The following is a 17,889-nucleotide window of genomic DNA, read 5'->3' as shown; positions in this document are numbered from 1 at the left end:
GCCACGGCCGGATGCGCTTCGGCCCGGGTTGGGCGGCGCCCTCTCCGGCGTTTGTGCCCTCATCCACCCGCCTGTGTGGACACTGGGATGAGGAATGTCTCAGGGACTTCTCTGGGCGGAACCGTTTCCGCAGGTCAGAGGCGGTACGCCGACCGCGGGGCCGAAGGCTCCGAGCGTCGGGGGGTGAGGTTGTGGCGGCGCAGAAGGGACAGCACGGCGACTCGGGCAAGCCGGAGGAGTCGCAGGGGCGGACGTGGGTCCGCTCGCTGGGAATGATCGGTTTGGTCTTCCTGGTGCTGGCGGCCCTGATCGAGACGATCACGGCCGGTACGCAGCGTCCGGTGGTGGGCGGGCTCGCCCTGCTCGCCGTCGCCGCGTTCGTGATAGCCGGGGTGGGGCGGCTGACCGAGCCGGAGAGCGTGCGCGCCGCCCGGGCGCAGGCCGCGGACGGGCCGGCGGACTCCGGTGAACGGACCGGACCCTGGCAGGAGGACGACGCTCCGTGGCGGGAGGACGCCGAGGGGCCCTGGCAGGAGGAGGGCCGGGAGGGCGGTGAAGGCGAAGGCGGCTGGAACGAGGGCGAGGGGCCGTGGAGCGAGCGCGGCGAGCCCAGCGCACCGGCCGAGCGTTCCGGCGGCTGGCAGGGCGAGCCGCCCGGAGCCCGCTCCGGTGCCCGCACCCAGACCCAGCCGGCCACCCGAGTGCCCGGCCAGCGGCGGGAGCGCGGACGTAAGGCGCCGCAGGTTCCCGAGCGGACGTTCCCCCGGCTGTCGGAGCTGTCCGAGGCGGTGCTGGGACCGACGCCGACGCACTACGCCCACCGCGGCCAGGCGCCGTACGTACGCCGTCCGGCCGCGGACGGCCGGCTGGCCGCACTGCTGAACTCCGACGGTCCGCCGTTCCCGTTCGTGGTCGTGGTCGGTCCTTCGAAGGCCGGCAAGTCGCGCACGGTGGTCGAGGCCGTGCGGTCGGTGCTCGGCGGCCGGGACCCGGCCGTGTTCGTACCCGGCAGCGGCGAGGAACTCGCCGAGGCCCTGCGCGAGGAGGAGGCGCTACCCCGCGGCCGTCAGCCGTGGGTGGTGTGGCTGGACGACGTCACCGCGGCCGACCTGGTCCACCTGTCCGCGGACACACTGGACCGTGCTGCCCGGCACGCGATGATCGTGGCGAGCATGACCGACGAACGCTGGGACCAGGTGCTGGACAGCACCGGCGACGTGGCGGCCACCGCCAAGGCGGCGTTGCGCCGGGCGACGAAGGTGCCGCTGGACTTCGAGCTGACCGTACGCGAGCGCGCGGAGGCCGAGCAGCTGTACCCGCAGCTGCAGATCAACGCCAGCATCGGCGAGGCGCTGATCGGCGGGGACCAGCTGGTGGCGAAGTTCCGCGCCGGCCGGGACGGGGAACCCGCCGGCTACACGATCGTGCAGGCGGCGGTGGACGCGCGGCGGGCCGGGCTGAACCGGCCGCTCACCGAGTCCGAACTCCGCGGTCTCTACCCGCTGTACCTGCGCCGGGTGCGCATCGACCTCGACCCGACCACCGCGTTGTTCGAGGAGGGCATGGCATGGGCCACCGAACCTGTCGCCTCCGAGGTCTCGCTGCTGAGTTACGTCGGTGGCGGTGCCGGGGCGGCGCCCGGTGCCATCCCGGGGATCGGCACGGGGATCGGTGCGGGCATCGGTGCGGGGGCCGGTACGTCGTTCGGCGGGGCGGCCGGCGCGGGGATCGGTGCGCGAGGAAAGCCGGCGCCGGAGAGCGCCGACGGTGCCCTGGAGATCCTGGACTACGTGGTCGCGGTCGAGGAGGGCCGCCACGGCCAGGAGGCCAGGCCGGTCTTCGACGCGATGTGGCAGGAGCTCATCGCCGCTGTTCCGCCCGATGACGCGTTCAACATCGGCATCGGCGCGAGCCTGCGCGGCAACCAGTCCGCCGCCGAACTCGCGTTCCGCAAGGTGCTCGACCTCGACCATGCCGAGGAGGCGCCGCGGGCGGCGAACAACCTCGGCCTGCTGCTGCGCGAGCGCGGTGACGTGGCCGGCGCGCGGGCGGCGTTCCAGAAGGCGATCGACTCCGGTCACCCGGACGTGATGCCGCGGGCGGCGAACAACCTGGGTGCGCTGCTGCGCCAGCAGGGCGACGTGAGCGGTGCCCGCGGTGCGTACCAGAAGGCGATCGACTCCGGGCACACCGACGTGGTGCCCCGGGCGGCGAACGACCTGGGTTCGCTGCTGCGGGGCCAGGGCGACGTGGCGGGTGCGCGGACGGCGTACCAGCGGGCGGTCGACTCAGGGCACACCGACGTGGTGCCGTCGGCGGCGCTGAACCTCGGCATGTTGCTGAAGGACCAGGGCGACGTCGCCGGTGCGGAGACGGCGTACGAACGGGCGATGGGATCCGGCCACCCCCAGGTGGTGCCGGTGGCCGCGTTGAACCTGGGTTCGCTGCTGCGTGAGCAGGGCGACATGGCGGGTGCGCGGACGGCGTACCAGCGGGCGGTCGACTCCGGCCACGCCGAGGTGGTGCCGGTGGCCGCGTTGAACCTGGGTTCGCTGCTGCGTGAGCAGGGCGACATGGCGGGTGCGCGGACGGCGTACCAGCGGGCGGTCGACTCCGGCCACCCGGGCGTGATGCCGGTCGCCGCGCTGAACCTCGGCATGTTGCTGAAGGACCAGGGCGACCCCGAGGGCGCGGAGGCTGCGTACCAGCGGGCCGTCGACTCCGGTGACGTGGACGTGGTGCCGATGGCGGCGCTCTACCGGGGTTCGCTGCTGAAGGACCAGGGCGACCTGGTGGGTGCGGAGACGGCGTTCCAGCGGGCGGTCGACTCCGGCCACCCCGACGTCGCGCCGATGGCGGCGAACAACCTCGGTGTGCTGCTGACCGAGGAGGCCGACGTGGGCGGCGCCCGCGCGGCGTACGAGCTGGCCGTGCGGTCCGGGCACGCCGACGTGGCGCCGATGGCGGCGAACAACCTCGGTGTGCTGCTGACCGAGGAGGCCGAGGTCGACGACGCCCGGGCCGCCTACCAGGTGGCGGTGGACTCCGGGCACGCCGACGTCGCGCCGATGGCGGCACTGAACCTCGGCCTGCTGCTGGACGCGCAGGGTGACGTGGCCGGCGCGCGGTCGGCGTACGAGCTGGCGGTGGACTCCGGGCACGCCGACGTGGTGTCGGTGGCCGCGGTCAACCTGGGCACGCTGCTGCGAGACCAGGGCGATGTGGCCGGTGCGCGGTCGGCGTTCCACCTGGCGATCGACTCGGGGTTCGTCGACATCGCACCGGTGTCGGCCGGCCACCTGCGGGTGTTACTGGCCGGGCAGGGTGGTGCGGTGAACGCCCGCCCGGCGGCCCGGATCGGCGCCGACCGGGTGCGCGAGACCGCGGCGCTCGGCGCCCGGGCAGGCGAACCCGGGCCGGACATCGACGTCGAGGGCACCGACAACAACCTGGGAACCATCGAGGCCATGGAGGAGGGGCTCGGCGAGGACGAAGGGCCGAACGGGCGCCGCTAGGAAGGCCCGGGCAAACTCGCCTTGACAGCCGACCGACCGGTTCGCCTCGCCCGCGGGCAACACCAGGCACCCATCCGGGCCCGCGGGCGAGGTTCCCCTACCGGGTAGGAGGTCTCAGGGGCGCAACATCACCTTGACAGCTCGGCGTTCGTCCATCGCGGCGTACGCCTCGGGCGTCTTCTCCAGATCCAGCGTGAGGTCGAACACCCGCCCGGGCTCGATCGCGCCGGACAGCACGTCGGGGAGGAGGTCGGGGATGTACGTACGAGCCGGCGCCACGCCGCCCGCGACGTTGAGGTTGCCGGAGAACATCGCCCGGATGGGCAGCTCCGCGCCACCGGCGGGCACCCCGACGTAGCCGATCTGGCCGCCGGGCCGGGTCACCGCGAACGCCTGCTCCATCGAGCCCTTGGTGCCGACGGCCTCCAGCACCGAGTCGGCGAGCACCCCGCCGAGCAGTTCGCGTACCTTCGCGGCCCCCTCCTCGCCGCGTTCGGCCACGATGTCGGTGGCCCCGAACGCCTTCGCCAGGTCCTGCCGGGACCGGTGCCGGGACATCGCGATCACGCGCTCCGCGCCGAGCCGGCGGGCCGCGATCACCCCGCACAGGCCGACCGCGCCGTCGCCGACCACGACGACCGTTCGGCCGGGCGCGACCCGGGCGGCCAGCGCCGCGTGGTGACCGGTGCTCATCACGTCGGACAGCGTGAGCAGGCCGGGCAGCAGCGCCTCGTCGGGCGCCTCGGGGAGAGCCACCAGGGTGCCGTCGGCCTCGGGCACGCGGACGTACTCGCCCTGCCCGCCGTCCACCGGCAGGCCGTCGGCGTCCTCGCCGCCCCACGAGCCGAGCCGGTCACAGGACGTGGTGATCCCGTCGCGGCACGCCGGGCAGGTGCCGTCACTGGCGACGAACGGCGCGATGACGAAGTCGCCCGGCCGCACGGAGGTGACCTCGGCGCCGGCCTCCTCCACAACGCCGACGAACTCGTGGCCGATCGGGTGCGGCTCGACGGTGGGCACGACGCCCCGGTAGGGCCACAGGTCCGAGCCGCACACGCAACTCGCCGTCACCCTGACGATCGCGTCGGACGCGCTGCGGACGGCCGGGTCGGGGCGGTCCTCCATCCGGACGTCGCCCTTACCGTGAATGACGGCAGCTCGCATGCGCTTCCTCCAACTGGGCCTCGTGTCAGGTGGTCCCCGCGTCTGCGAGGGTCGCACAGCTGCGCCGCAGTCGCCTCGGTGGGCGTGGGCAGCGCCCGGTTGACACCCGGATGCCCCGGTTCGCCTGTAGCGTCGGGGGAATGTTGGGACTACCGGACACGATCACCGCGTGCCTGTTCGACCTGGACGGCGTGCTCACCACGACGGCCGAGCTGCACATGGAGGCGTGGAAGAAGGCGTTCGACGAGTTCCTGCGGGCACGCGACGGCGAGGGGTTCACACCGTTCACCGAGCACGACTACGCGGAGTACGTCGATGGCCGTCCTCGTGCGGACGGCGTTCGCGAGTTCCTCCGCTCGCGTGACATCACCCTGCCCGAGGGCACCCCGGACGACGCGCCGACCGAGCTCACCGTCAACGGCGTCGGCAACCGCAAGAACGAGTTCCTGGGCCAGGTGATCGCCGAACGCGGCGTGCAGCCCTTTCCCGGCTCGGTCCGATATCTCCGGGCCGTCCGCGACGCCGGGCTCGCAGTCGCCGTGGTGACCTCCTCCCGCAACGGCGAGACGGTGCTGGAGGCCGCCGGGCTCACCGACTACTACCAGGCGCTGGTGGACGGAAACGTGATCGCCGAGCGCGGCCTGAACGGCAAGCCGGCGCCGGACTCGTTCCTGGCCGGTGCGCAGGCGCTCGGGGCCAGGCCCGGCCAGGCGGCGGTCTTCGAGGATGCCCTGGCCGGCGTCCAGGCCGGGCGGGCCGGCGGCTTCGGCCACGTCGTCGGGGTCGACCGCGCCGACCAGACCGACGAGCTTCGCGCCCACGGCGCCGACGTCGTGGTGAAGGACCTCGCCGACCTACTGGAGGAGGACGCATGAGCGCCGCCGACAGCCGCGACGGCGAGCGGGCGCGGCCCAGCTACGAGGTGTCGCCGTGGCAGCTGCGCTGGAGCGGCCTGGACCTCGAGGCACTCAAGCGGACCGAGTCGACGTTCGCGTTGTCCAACGGGCACATCGGCATCCGCGGCTCCTTCGAGGAGGGCGAGCCGCACGGGCTGTCCGGCACCTACCTCAACGGCTTCTACGAGCGCCGGCCGCTGCCGTACGCCGAAGCCGGCTACGGCTATCCCGAGGACGGCCAGACCGTCGTCAACGTCACCGACGGCAAGATCATCCGGCTGCTGGTCGAGGACGAGCCGCTGGACATGCGCTACGGCGCGGCGCCCTTTCACGAACGCACGCTGGACTTCCGGTCCGGCACGCTGCGCCGGGTCACCGAGTGGGTCTCGCCGACCGGCCGGCGGGTACGCATCCGCTCCGAGCGGCTGGTGTCGTTCACCCAGCGCGCGGTGGCCGCGATCCACTACGAGGTGGAGGCGCTGGACGGCCCGCTGAACGTCGTACTCCAGTCGGACCTGCTGGCCAACGAACCCGTCGAGGTGCCCTCCGGCGACCCGCGGGTGGCCGCCGCCCTGGACCGGCCGCTGGTGTCCGACTTCATCTCGGCCGACGGCGACCACGCGGTCCTCGCCCACCACACCCGGCGCTCGGAGCTGCGGATGGCCGCGGCCATGGAGCACGAGTTCGACACCGAGTGCGACCTGCGCCGGGAGATCCAGGCCGAGGCGGACCTCGCCCGGCTGACGGTCGCCACCCAGATCTTGCCCGGCACCGTGCTGCGGATGACCAAGTACGTCGCCTACGGCTGGTCCAGCCAGCGGTCCACTCCCGCCCTGCGCGCCCAGGTGGACGCCGCCCTGGCGGGTGCGCGGCGTACCGGCTGGCAAGGACTGCTTGACGAGCAGCGTGCCTACCTCGACGACTTCTGGTCCCACGCCGACGTCGAGCTCGACGGGGACGCCGAGCTCCAGCAGGCGGTGCGGTTCGCGTTGTTCCACGTGCTGCAGGCCGGGGCCCGCGGTGAGACCCGGGCGATCCCGGCCAAGGGGCTCACCGGGCCGGGTTACGACGGGCACGCGTTCTGGGACACCGAGACGTACGTGCTGCCCGTCCTCACCTACACCCAGCCGGACGCCGCGCGCGACGCGCTGGTCTGGCGGCACTCCACGCTGGACAAGGCGTGCGCCCGGGCCCGCCAGCTCGGCCAGGCGGGTGCCGCGTTCCCCTGGCGGACCATAGACGGCCAGGAGTGCTCGGGATACTGGCCGGCCGGCACCGCGGCGTTCCACGTCAACGCCGACATCGCCGACGCGGTCGCGCGCTATCTCGCGGTCACCGGGGACGAGGAGTTCGAACGCGCGTACGGCATCGAGTTGCTGGTGGAGACGGCCCGGCTGTGGATGTCGCTCGGCCACCACGACGTGCACGCCGGCTTCCGGATCGACGGGGTGACCGGCCCGGACGAGTACAGCGCGGTCGCGGACAACAACGTCTTCACCAACCTCATGGCGCAGCGCAACCTCCGGATGGCCGCCCAGCACTGCGAGCGTCATCCCGACGTCGCCCGGGCGCTCGACGTCGACGAGGAGGAGACCGCGCGCTGGCGCGACGCCGCGCACCGGATGGTGGTTCCCTACGACGAGTCCCTCGACGTGCACCCCCAGTCGGAGGAGTTCACCGACCACGCCGTCTGGGACTTCGCCGACACTCCGCACGACCACTACCCGATGCTGCTGCACTACCCGTACTTCGATCTCTACCGCAAGCAGGTGGTCAAGCAGGCCGACCTGGTGCTCGCGCTGCACCTGCGCGGTGACGCGTTCACTCCCGAGGAGAAGGCCCGCAACTTCGCCTACTACGAGCGGCTGACCGTCCGGGACTCCTCGCTGTCGGCCTGCACCCAGTCGGTGCTCGCCGCCGAGTGCGGCCACCTGGAACTCGCCTACGACTACCTCGCCGAGGCGGCCCTGGCCGACCTGCACGACCTGCACGGCAACGTGCACAACGGCCTGCACATCGCGTCGCTGGCGGGCGCGTGGATCGCGACGGTCGCGGGCTTCGGCGGGGTGCGGGACCACGACGGGCAGCTGACCTTCGCGCCCCGGCTGCCGGAGGAGCTCACCGGCATCGCGTTCCGGCTGTGTGTGCGCGGCGGCCAGATCGGCGTACGGATCACCTCGGAGGAGGTGACGTACGAGCTGCTGCGGGGTCAGGAGCTGGCGACCTCCCACCACGGCGAGCCGTTCGTACTGCGGGCGGGTGAACGCCGCACCCTGCCGATCCCGCCGCCGCCCTCGCACCGGCGGCCCCGCCAGCCACCGGGCCGGGAACCGGTGCGCCGCCGCCAGACCTGGTCGTAGGTGCTCCAGGCGTCGCCGCCGGGGTCGGCGTAGGGACCCGGGCGGGGATACCTAGGTCCGCGGGCCGGCCGGGTGGCCCACCTAGGTGGGTCCGGCCGGTCTCTAGGTAACCCCTGCCGCCCGAAGATAGGTAATCGGTGCCGATGGCCGGCGGCCCTTACCGAACGAGGATGGTGTCACACCGGTCCGGAACGGCCCGGACGGTCCGGAAGGTTCGGAAGGACACCATCATGCACAACCCCTACGTCGTCCTCGAGCTGGCCAGGCAGCACCAGCAGGACCTGCTGGGCCAGGCCGAGCGGCACCACCGGCGTTCCCTCGCCCGCAGCTACCGCCGGGCGCTCGCCCGCCGGCGTTCCGCGGCCGGCGCCTCGGGGTCCGGCCCGGACGAAGCCGACGGTGCCGGCGGCCATCCCGGCATACGCACCGGCCCCCCACGCAAGCCGCAGCCTGCGGGTAACTTGGCGGGGTGCGCAAAGTTCGGGGCGGAGCCAGCCAGGTGATGGTGGGACGGGATCGTGAGCTGCGCACCCTGTCGCAGCTCGCGACCTCCCACCACGCCCAGGTAGCCCTCGTCGCCGGGGAGCCCGGGCTGGGCAAGACCCGCCTGATCCAGGAGTTCCTGGCGACGCTGGGCCCCGACGTCGAGGTCCTCGTCGGCAACGCCGTCCCCGGCTCCCTGTCCCGCCCGTACGAAGTGCTCCTCGACGCGTTGGACGGCCGGCCGTCCGGACGCCCGGCGGACGAGAAGCTGCGGGCGGTCGTCGCCGATCCGACCCGCAGCCCGGTCGAACGCCTGCATGCCGGCCTCGCCCTGGTCGCCGACCTGGTGGGCGGCCGGCCGGCCGTGCTGGTGTTCGAGGACCTGCACTGGGCCGATTCCGAGAGCGCGGCGTTGTTCGAACGCCTCGCCGACCAGGACGGCCCCCGGCTGCTCGTCGGCACCTACCGGCCCGAGGAGGTCACCAGCCGGCACCCCGTGGCCGGCCTGCTGGCCCGGCTGGAACGCCGCCGGCCCGTCCACCACGTCTCCCTGGAACGCCTCAGCGAGTCCGAGACCGCGGCCCTGGTCGCCGCGATCATCGGGATGCCCGCGCCGTTCCGGGTGATCGCCGCCCTGCACCAGCGCACCGGCGGCAACCCGTTCTTCATCGAGGAGCTCCTGCGCGGCCACGAGGACGCCTGCCTGGACACCCTCGCCGACCAGCCGCTGCCGTGGAGCCTCGCCGAGGTGCTCCGCCAGCAGGTGGACGACCTCGAGCCGTCCGTCGTCGCGATCGCCGAGGCCGCGGCCGTGCTCGGCCTGCGAGTGCCGTTCGACCTGCTCGCCGCCGTCACCGGAACCAGCGAGAACGATCTGATCGCCGCGCTGCGGGAGCTGGTCGTGTGCGGCGTCCTGGTCGAGGCCGGCGAGGACGAGTTCCGGTTCCGGCACTCGCTGGTGCGCGAGGCGATCGCCGGACGGCTGCTCGGCCGGCAGCAGCGGCGCCTGCACGAGGCCGCGCTGGAGGCGCTGCTCGCGGCCGGTGGCTCCGACCCGGCGATGGTCGCCGCCCACGCCCGGGCGGCCGGGCGGTACGACGAGATGCTGGACGCCGCCCGGCGAGGCGCCGCGTCGTACCTCGCCATCGGTTCGGCGTACCAGGCGCTGCGGCTGGCCGAGATGGGGCTGGACGAGGCCTGCGACGACGTGCCCCTGCTGGCCGCCGCCGCGCAGGCCGCCTGGCTGGCCGGGCTGGTCGAGGACGCACTGAAGTACGCCCGCCGCTGGCGCGACAACGCCACCACCGCGCGGGAGAGCGCCGACGCCCACTATCTGCTGATCCGGCTGGCCTGGGAGATCGACCAGCCCACCGAGATGGAGGAGCTCACCGACGGGGTGAAGCACCTGATCGGCCGGCTGCAACCGGGCGCGGACCAGGCCCGGGCGATGATCGCGGTGGCGCAGTCGTGCACGCTGCGGGACCGCTTCGACGACGCCGTGAAGTGGGCCGACCGCGCGGCCGCGCTGGCTGAGGAGTTCGACCTGCCGCGCGTCCGGCTGGCCGCCCTGGTGGAGAAGGGCATGGCGCTGACCGAGCGGTCGAGCACCAGCCACGAAGGCTGGCTACTGCTGTCCGGCCTGGCCGACCAGGCCGAGGAGCTCGGCGAGTGGGTGCTCGCCGCCCGGACGCTGAACAACCTCGTCCAGGAGGCGCCTCCACCCGGGCCGGTCCAGCACACCGAGATGCTGGAACGCATGCGGGCCGCGGCCGAGCGGGCCGGATTCGAGAAGCTCGCGGTCGCGGCGTACTACCAGGGCAAGGCGCGGTTGGCACTGCGGTCCGGCGAGCTCGGTGCGGCGATCGCGGCGCTCGAGCACGGCCGTGAGCGCGAACGCGGGTACGAGCTGCGCGGACGGCGGGCGGAGTACCACGCGGTCTTCCTCGCCGGGCTGTACCTCGAGGCGGGCGAGCTGGACCGGGTCGAGGCGCTGATCGCCGAACTCCGCACCGCTGCTGGTGTCCGTGCGCTGACGGTGCCCGCGCTGACGTTCCACCTGACCTGCCGGCGCGGCGACCTGGCCGCAGCCGAGCAGATCGTGGACGACGTGCACGCCGCGCTGGCCGAGCAGGCGTGGCGCAGTGGATCACAGGCTCACGACCTGGTCTCCGCCGCGGTGCAGGTGGGACTTCCCCTTGCCCGGCTGGAGAAACTGGTCGACGACCTGCTCGACGCCGACCTGTGGGACGACAGTCGGACGCTGGTCGACGCCCAGGTCGCCGAGGCGCGCGGAGACCTCCCGGCCGCGTCGGCCGGCTACCGCGCGGTGACCGACTCGCCCGTCCTTCCGGGGTACGTCCGGGCCACCGCCCACGTCGGCGCCGCACGATGCCTGCTGGCGACAGGTACCGGCGGTTCGGAGGGTGACCGGGACGCCGTGCTGCGCCACGTCGCGACGGCCACCGACCTGCTGCGCAGGTGGAGTGGCTGGCGAGTGGTTCAGCTGGAACGGCTGCGCGAACAGCTCGGTCTGGCGGCAGCCGCCGACGCGGCCCCGGAGGCCGTCACCGGTGTGGGCACCCTTACCCGGCGGGAACGAGAGGTCGCCCTCCTCGTCGCCGACGGGCTGACGAACGCCGAGGTCGCCCGCCGGCTGTACATCTCGCCGAAGACCGCCGCCATCCACGTGTCCAACATCCTGCGCAAGCTGGAGTTGACGTCGCGCACCGAGGTCGCCGGCGCCCTCCGCTGAGCTCAGCCGGCGAACCCGCCGTCCACCGCGACGGCCGTACCCGTCACGTAGCGGCCTCCCTCACCGGCCAGGTGAGCGACGGTCGCCGCCACGTCCACGGCCTCGCCGTACGTCCCCAGCGAGGTGAGCGCGCTCTGCGCCTCGGCTCCCGGACCGTCGGCGGGGTTCATGTCGGTGTCGGTCGGACCCGGGTGGACGAGCGTCGCGGTGATGCCACGCCCACCGAGTTCGCGGGCCAGCGCCCTGGTCAGCCCGAGCAGTGCCGACTTGCTCGTGGCGTACGCGGCGAAGCCGGGAAAGGCCACCCGCTCGGCGACACAGCTGCCGATGGTGATGATGCGCCCACCCTCGACCATGTGCGGCACTGCTGCCTGCGCTGCGACCAGCGGCCCGCGGACGTTGACGGCCAAGCTCCGGTCGATGTCGTCGAGGGTGAGTTTCTCCAGCGGAGCGAGTACGCCGAGACCTGCGTTGTTCACCAGGATGTCGAGCCGGCCGAACTCCGCGACCGCCGCCTCCACCGACGTGCGGACCGCATCCGCGTCGGCACTGTCGGCCTGGACGGCCAGTGCCCGGCGGCCCGCCGACTTGATGGCGGCCACGACGTCCGCGGCCCGGTCGGCACGGTGCTGGTAGGTGAGGACGACGTCGGCGCCGTCCGCGGCGAGCCGGGTCGCGACGGCCGCGCCGATGCCGCGGCTGCCGCCGGTGACGAGTGCCACCTTTCCGGTCAGCGGGGCGATCTGGCCTGTGTGGATCGAGGAACTGCTGCGGAAGGACATGCGTCGATCCTGGCCGCGCGCCGGCCCGGAGTCCGGCGGCATTCGGACGTCGCGTTCGAGGCCGGCCACCTTCTGTGTCACCTGCCCTCGCGACTCGGCTGCCCTACTGCCCGAACGCTTGTCAGGCACCGGTTGACGGCAGTGCGGCGGCGTCGGTGAGCTCGTCGAGGTGATCAGTGATCCAGGTGATGGTGGTGGCGCTTCGTCGGTAGGTCGCCAGGTCCGGGTTCCACCCGTGCAGTGCCCACGAGGCGCTTCCGATCTCGACCAGCAGCATGAGCGGTACGACGGCGGCGAGCTCACGGTCGGAGAGTGGGTACGTCTCGTGGTAGCCGGCGACGTACTCGCCCAGCACCGCGAGCATCGCGGCCGTGTGGCGTTCGGCATCCTGCCGGTGGTTGACGTGGGTGTGCAGCCGGCTGGCGAGGTAGTAACTGAGATCCCGGACCCTTGGTCCCAGCGGGAGATGGTCGATGTCGATGAACCCGCTCACCTGTCGGTCGCGGACCAGCACGTTGCCGGTGTTGCAGTCGCCGTGGGTGCGCTGGACAGGGAGCCCGGACGCGGTGGCACCGAGGTGCCTGGCCAGTGGTGCGACGGGTCCGGTCAGCTCCGGGGGCAGCGACGGAAGAGCCTCACCCAGAGCCTGGGGCACCGGGTCGTCGACGTAGGACTTCGGTTGCCATGGGCACTCGGCCAGTGCACGGTCGAGCTTCGCGATCGCGGCACCGACCGCGTAGGACGTTTCCCCCGCGCTCGGCCCGAGCTCGTGGTTGCCGGAATCGCTTGGTACGAAGGAAGAAAGCGAGTACGTCCGGTCGGCCTGGACGGTGTGGATGGTGGCCTGGTCGGTGACGACGGGAAGGACGACAGGCACCCCGGCGGCCTGCAGATGACTCAGTACGCGGAAGGTGTCGACCGGCCCGGCACCCGGCGCGAACTCGGGAAGGCGTTTGAGCACATAGCGCCGGCCGTCCTCGGCGAAGACCTGCCAGACCTGGTTGTGGACGAGCGGCATGGGTTCCGGATGTGCGTTCCCGACGACGGAGTCCCACGCCCGGAGCGCGGAGTGTGCGACGTTGATGTCATCGATTTCAGCTGGTTCGGCCATCCCCGGAGGCTACGAAGCCGGTGAGCCCGCGTGCACGACTTCCCACCTGACCGAACCCGGCCATGGGGGAGTCTTCGCCGTAAGGAGGGCTCGTGTACGTAGATGACCGGGACCCACGCGACCCGCCGAAGGGCCGATCGCCTCGCCGTCAGGAGCGAAGGACGCGTCGCTTCGGATCGGACCATTCCGGGGGTGTGTATTCGGGGTGGCCGTGGGTGCCCATGCGGACTTGCCAGCCTTTGTGGTGGATGGTGGTGTGGTGGTGGCGGCAGAGGAGTACGCCGTTGGCGAGGTCTGTCGGGCCGCCGTGGTTCCAGGGGTTGATGTGGTGGGTGATGCAGCGTGGTTCGGGGATTTGGCAGCCGGGGAAGTTGCAGTGGTGTCCGTCGCGGATGGCGAGTGCGCGGCGTTGGTGTTCTTTGAAGAACCGGTCGGAGCGGCCGAGGTCGAGGACTTGCCCGTCGCCGCCGAGGACGACGGGGATGAGGTCGGCCTCGCACGCCAGCCGGCGCACGGTGGCGACCGAGATCGGTTTGCCGTCGGTGCCGAGGTAGCGGGCTGACCCGCCACCTCCACACGTCGGGCACCCGTCGTGCGGGTCGATGGCAGCGCCCGGCTCCGCCGGACCCTTCTCGGGTTCGGTTGATCGCCGTTTCTCCTTACCTACTTGGTCTTCCGCCTGACCTTCGGTCTCCTTCGATGTCGGCTCTTCGGTGTTGGCGGGCTTCTTGGTGCTCTGTTTGGCGTGCTTGGGGTCGGTGCAGGGGCAGGTGCACGGCCTGGGGCGGATCACGGTGGCGGTGTCGTCGACCGTCCCGGCACCCGTGCCCTTCAGGAGGGTGTCGAGTGGGATGGTGACCGCGACCTGTGGTGGTCTGCCGCCACGGACGGGCGCTTTCGCAGCAGCGGCCAGCATGCCGATGAGTTCGGCGAATGCGTCGCCGCGGCGTTGGTCGATGGGCCGCCTGTCTGGGTCTGCTCCTTTGACGGGTTCGGCGAGGGGTTCGATGAGTTTGCGGAGCAGTTCCATCTCCCACGCCGGGAGGCTGATGTGTACCGACTCCGACTGCGGGACCCCGTTCGGGGAGTAGCGCAGGGAGCGTTTCTGTTCGGCTGTGCGGTCCTTCCTGGCCAGTTCTTCGCCCAGTTGCCGGTAGTACTCCTCCGGCGCGATCCGTTCCAGAAGCTTCGTACCCAGCACCCGCAGCTCCTCCGGATTGTGGAAGCGGGCCTTGCCGATCAGGAACCCCTCCGCCTCGACCCGTTCGTCGGCGCCCACGTAGTCGGGGAGCTTCTTGACCGCGTCGGCGATGACCTGCGCCTGCCGCACCGACACCGCACCAGCCGCCAACGCCTCCCCGGTCGACGGGACCGCTATGTCCAGGTCGCGGGCCAACCCCACCACAGCCGAGGACTCGTGCCTGCTCATCCGCAGGGCCGTCCGCAAATACACCGCCGCGTTCGGCGCCCCGGTGATCTTGCCGACGTCACAGGCCTCGGCCTGGCGGACGACCTTCAGCTGGGCCGCCTGCAGTCGGGCGATCTCCCGGCCCAGTACCTCCAGCGCCTGCCCGGCCTGCTCGGCCGTCAACGACACCACCGACGTGGACAACACGACGTCGTTGCCGGCGGTGACCATGCCCAAGGCAGCCAGCAACGGATGCAGCGGTGTGCCTCCGCTTCCGCCGAATGGTTGCTGGGTGGTCGAACTCATGCACGAATGCTATCGGCGACCACCGACAAGGATCTCTTCTCTGCTGGACGATATCTCTCTCTGGTGCAGGCGAGTCGCCGTGCCGGTCTGGTCCCGAAGGGGGTGCCGACATCCTGCGAGCCTCCCCGTGATGAAGGTGGGAGGCTTGCGTTCGTGAACGTAAGTAAGGGGCTGGCGCGGCGCGAGCAGGAGCGGGCCCGGCTGGCGGACCGGCTGGGCCGGCTGCTGGCCGACGATCCGGGAGTGTCCGCCGGTTGGCTGCACGGCTCCGTCGGACGTGGTGCGGCGGACGGCCTGAGCGACCTGGACGTCACCGTCGTGGTGGCCGACGGGGCGTTGGCCACGACCGCCGGAGGTCCGGACCGGCCCACAACGTACGAGCGAGTGCGAACCTCCCCGCGCGGCCGGTTCGTGAGCCGCCTGGGCACTCCCACGCTGCTGACCGAGGCGCCCCAGAACGCGCCGGCCGGCGGTGCGTTCCTGACGTCATTCTTCCCCGGGGAGTACGACCCGGACGGCTGCGAGACCCTGCTGGCGTACGCCGTTCGGTCGCTGGACGGGGTGACCCGGTTCGCCGGGGTCACGCCACCCGCTGACCGGTGCGCGACCGCGACCGGCCGCCCCGCGTCCGTGGCAGGTGAGAGACCTCGCTCGCAGGTGAGGGTGCTGTGGCTGCTCGCCGACCGGATGGACGGGCTCGTCTCGCGGCTGGCCGGACTCGGCGTGGATCTTCCCGAGGACGTGAGCCCTGCCGTCCGACGGTTTCTGCGCCTGGTGGAGGCGTTGGCCGAGCCGGCGGTCGAATCGGAGGGTGGGGCGAGCCGAGCGCTGTCCGAAGACGGCCACCAGCCCAGGATCGTCGATCGCTGAGCCCGCTTTCGCCTGCGTACGTTGAGCTTTCGTCGCTCTCCGAAAGCGCCGCAACGGGCACTTGACGATCAACGGCCGGTCGCGGTCCTCCCGCCGTTCGCGGCCGGGATGGGAGGATGACCGGGCACGAAACCACGGCGAAGGGACGGCAGGGATGGCGCAGGACGACCGCGACGCGGACGTGAACTTCGGCCAGGTCCTCTACGGCGCCGACTACAACCCCGAGCAGTGGCCCGAGGACGTGTGGGACGAGGACGTCCGCCTGATGCGGGCGGCGCACGTCACCACGGTGAGCGTGCCGGTCTTCGGCTGGGCCGCGCTGCAGCCGGACGAGGAAACCTTCACCTTCGAGTGGCTGGACCGCGTGCTGGAAAAGCTGGCCGCGCAGGGAGTCCGGGCCAACCTCGCCACCGCGACCGCCTCGGTCCCGGCCTGGGTGACCCGCCGCTACCCGGACGTGCTGGTCGTCGACGAGGACGGCGTCCGCCGCCGGCACGGCAACCGGCACACGTTCTGCCCGTCCTCACCGAACTTCCGCCGGTTGTCCACCGCCCTCGTGCGGAAGATCGCCACCCGGTACGCCGACCACCCGGCCCTGCAGCTGTGGCACATCGGCAACGAGTACGGCACGTTGTGTTACTGCGACCTGTGCGCCGAAGCGTTCCGCCGATGGCTGCGCGAGCGGCACGGGAGCCTCGACCAGCTCAACCGCAACTGGAACACCGCGTTCTGGGGTCACACGTTCACCGACTGGGCGCAGGTCGAACCCCCGGTCAGCAAGGGCGAACGCGCCATCCAGGCGTTGCGCATCGACTGGCACCGGTTCGCCTCCGACGCGCTGCTGAACTGCCTGCGCGCCGAGGTGGCGGTGATCCGCGAGGTGACCCCGCACGTCCCGGTGACCACGAACCTGATGGGTGCGTTCTTCCCGCTCGACTACCACCGCTGGGCGCGCGAGCTCGACATCGTGTCGTGGGACAACTACCCCCGCCCGAACGACCCGCCTGAGACGGTGGCGTTCAACCATGCGCTGATGCGCGGCCTGCGGGAGGGCCGGCCGTTCCTGCTGATGGAGCAGAGCCCCTCCCAGCAGAACTGGCAGCCCTACAACTGGATCAAGCCGCCGGGCCTGCTCCGGCTGCAGTCCTACCAGGCGGTCGCCCAGGGCGCGGACTCGGTGATGTACTTCCAGTGGCGGCGTTCCCGCGGTGGCATCGAGAAGCTGCACGGCGCGGTGGTGGAGCACCACGGCCGCTCCGACGCCCGGGTGTTCCGCGAGGTGGCCGAGATCGGCCGCGAGCTGGCGGCCCTCGGCACCCGCACCATCGGCGGCCGGGTCGCCGCGAAGGCGGCGGTCCTGTTCGACTGGCCCACCTGGTGGAGCCTGCGGTTCTCCAGCGGGCCGAGCGTCGACCTGGACTACCTCGAGCAGTGCCGCTCGGCGTACACCGCGCTGCACCAGCTCGGCGTGCAGGCCGACGTGCTCGCGCCGGACGCCGACCTCTCGGCGTACGACCTGATCGTGGCGCCGGTGCTCACCATGGTCGAGGAGCCGGTCGCCACCGCGATCGCCGAGCGCGTTCGGGCCGGAGCGACGTTGGTGGCCACGGCGTTCACCGGGCTGGTCGACCAGCACGACCTCGTCCACCCCGGCGGCGCGCCCGGCCCGTTGCGCGACGTGCTCGGGCTGACCGTCGAGGAGACCGACGCACTCCCGCCGGACCGGACGAACGCGGTCCGGCTCGGTGTCGATGTGGGAACGTTGCCGGCCGGCACCGAGCTACCCGCCGGGATCCTGTGCGAGCGCCTGTTCCTGGAGGGCGCGAAGCCGGTGGGGGAGTACACCCGCGACTTCTACGCGGGCGAGCCGGCGCTCACCCGCAACTCCTACGGCCAGGGTCAGGCGTACTACCTGCCCACGCTGCTCACCGGTGACGGCCAGCGCCGCCTCCTCACCGCACTGTGCACCGAGGTCGGCATCGGCTCGCCGCTCGCCGGCGGCGCACCGCCTCCCGCCGGGGTGGAGGTGACCCGCCGGGTCGGCCCGTCGGGAGAGGGCCTGCTCTATCTGCTCAACCACGGTGCGGAGCCGGGTCGCGTCCGGCTCCGGCCGGGCGTGCACACCGACCTGCTCACCGGGCGGACGTACGAGGGCGAGGCGTCGGTGCCCCACCGCGGCGTACTGGTCCTGGCCGAGCCGACGAGCTGACCGCCCGCCACGGGCGCTCGCGCCCGAGGACGG

At 72.2% G+C, this 17,889-nt stretch carries 11 protein-coding genes; 7 read left to right on the top strand and 4 right to left on the bottom strand.

Features of this window, described 5'->3' with window-relative positions; all coding sequences use genetic code 11:
• Nucleotides 1-191: 191 nt before the first annotated feature.
• On the top strand, nt 192-3,515 hold the full coding sequence (locus BLU27_RS01145) for a tetratricopeptide repeat protein (protein ID WP_092649739.1): 3,324 nt from the start codon (nt 192-194) through the stop codon (nt 3,513-3,515).
• Nucleotides 3,516-3,629: 114 nt separating this feature from the next.
• On the opposite strand, the gene BLU27_RS01140 is transcribed toward BLU27_RS01145, so the two are convergent.
• Nucleotides 3,630-4,679 carry a zinc-dependent alcohol dehydrogenase family protein gene (locus BLU27_RS01140; RefSeq protein ID WP_092649737.1) on the bottom strand — a complete coding sequence of 350 codons (1,050 nt, stop codon included), beginning with the start codon at nt 4,677-4,679 and terminating at the stop codon, nt 3,630-3,632.
• Between the two features lie 140 nt (nt 4,680-4,819).
• On the opposite strand from BLU27_RS01140, the gene BLU27_RS01135 reads away from it, so the two are divergent.
• The 4 genes from BLU27_RS01135 to BLU27_RS01120 all read left to right on the top strand — a co-directional run bounded on the left by BLU27_RS01135 (nt 4,820) and on the right by BLU27_RS01120 (nt 11,170).
• Nucleotides 4,820-5,554, top strand: a complete 735-nt coding sequence (locus BLU27_RS01135) for an HAD family hydrolase (RefSeq protein WP_092649735.1) — start codon at nt 4,820-4,822, stop codon at nt 5,552-5,554.
• On the top strand, nt 5,551-7,935 hold the full coding sequence (locus tag BLU27_RS01130) for a glycoside hydrolase family 65 protein (RefSeq protein ID WP_092649734.1): 2,385 nt from the start codon (nt 5,551-5,553) through the stop codon (nt 7,933-7,935). The genes BLU27_RS01135 and BLU27_RS01130 overlap by 4 nt, the downstream gene beginning before the upstream one ends.
• A gap of 230 nt (nt 7,936-8,165) precedes the next feature.
• Entirely contained in the window at nt 8,166-8,438 is a 273-nt protein-coding gene (locus BLU27_RS01125; protein ID WP_157728135.1) for a hypothetical protein, read from the top strand.
• Nucleotides 8,405-11,170 (top strand): helix-turn-helix transcriptional regulator, encoded by a 2,766-nt coding sequence (locus BLU27_RS01120; protein ID WP_241827715.1) that lies wholly within the window; start codon nt 8,405-8,407, stop codon nt 11,168-11,170. The genes BLU27_RS01125 and BLU27_RS01120 overlap by 34 nt, the downstream gene beginning before the upstream one ends.
• A 2-nt stretch (nt 11,171-11,172) precedes the next feature.
• On the opposite strand, the gene BLU27_RS01115 is transcribed toward BLU27_RS01120, so the two are convergent.
• From BLU27_RS01115 to BLU27_RS01105, 3 genes are all read right to left on the bottom strand, one after another.
• Nucleotides 11,173-11,952: an SDR family oxidoreductase gene (locus tag BLU27_RS01115; RefSeq protein ID WP_092656978.1), complete on the bottom strand. Its 780-nt coding sequence runs from the start codon at nt 11,950-11,952 to the stop codon at nt 11,173-11,175.
• Between the two features lie 121 nt (nt 11,953-12,073).
• The gene (locus BLU27_RS01110; protein ID WP_241827714.1) at nt 12,074-13,063 is read right to left on the bottom strand and encodes a phosphotransferase enzyme family protein; all 990 of its coding nucleotides are present in this window, start codon (nt 13,061-13,063) and stop codon (nt 12,074-12,076) included.
• A 148-nt stretch (nt 13,064-13,211) separates the two neighbouring features.
• The gene (locus BLU27_RS01105; RefSeq protein WP_092649728.1) at nt 13,212-14,777 is read right to left on the bottom strand and encodes an HNH endonuclease signature motif containing protein; all 1,566 of its coding nucleotides are present in this window, start codon (nt 14,775-14,777) and stop codon (nt 13,212-13,214) included.
• Between the two features lie 153 nt (nt 14,778-14,930).
• On the opposite strand from BLU27_RS01105, the gene BLU27_RS01100 reads away from it, so the two are divergent.
• Together BLU27_RS01100 and BLU27_RS01095 are read left to right on the top strand one after the other, a co-directional pair.
• Nucleotides 14,931-15,647 carry a nucleotidyltransferase domain-containing protein gene (locus BLU27_RS01100; protein WP_092649726.1) on the top strand — a complete coding sequence of 239 codons (717 nt, stop codon included), beginning with the start codon at nt 14,931-14,933 and terminating at the stop codon, nt 15,645-15,647.
• Nucleotides 15,648-15,801: 154 nt separating this feature from the next.
• Complete coding sequence (locus BLU27_RS01095; RefSeq protein WP_092649724.1) at nt 15,802-17,856, top strand: beta-galactosidase; 2,055 nt, start codon at nt 15,802-15,804, stop codon at nt 17,854-17,856.
• The last annotated feature ends 33 nt before the right edge of the window (nt 17,857-17,889 follow it).

It is taken from the genome of Actinopolymorpha singaporensis (genome assembly GCF_900104745.1).
GTDB classification, from domain to species: Bacteria; Actinomycetota; Actinomycetes; order Propionibacteriales; family Actinopolymorphaceae; genus Actinopolymorpha; species Actinopolymorpha singaporensis.
This window is presented reverse-complemented; position numbering and strand designations above follow the sequence as displayed.

Coding starts and splice junctions, on each gene's coding strand:
- BLU27_RS01125 (WP_157728135.1), top strand. CDS start 8,166: ATGCACAACCCCTACGTCGTCCTCGAGCTGGCCAGGCAGCACCAGCAG.
- BLU27_RS01095 (WP_092649724.1), top strand. CDS start 15,802: ATGGCGCAGGACGACCGCGACGCGGACGTGAACTTCGGCCAGGTCCTC.
- BLU27_RS01110 (WP_241827714.1), bottom strand. CDS start 13,063: ATGGCCGAACCAGCTGAAATCGATGACATCAACGTCGCACACTCCGCG.
- BLU27_RS01115 (WP_092656978.1), bottom strand. CDS start 11,952: ATGTCCTTCCGCAGCAGTTCCTCGATCCACACAGGCCAGATCGCCCCG.
- BLU27_RS01105 (WP_092649728.1), bottom strand. CDS start 14,777: ATGAGTTCGACCACCCAGCAACCATTCGGCGGAAGCGGAGGCACACCG.
- BLU27_RS01130 (WP_092649734.1), top strand. CDS start 5,551: ATGAGCGCCGCCGACAGCCGCGACGGCGAGCGGGCGCGGCCCAGCTAC.
- BLU27_RS01135 (WP_092649735.1), top strand. CDS start 4,820: ATGTTGGGACTACCGGACACGATCACCGCGTGCCTGTTCGACCTGGAC.
- BLU27_RS01140 (WP_092649737.1), bottom strand. CDS start 4,679: ATGCGAGCTGCCGTCATTCACGGTAAGGGCGACGTCCGGATGGAGGAC.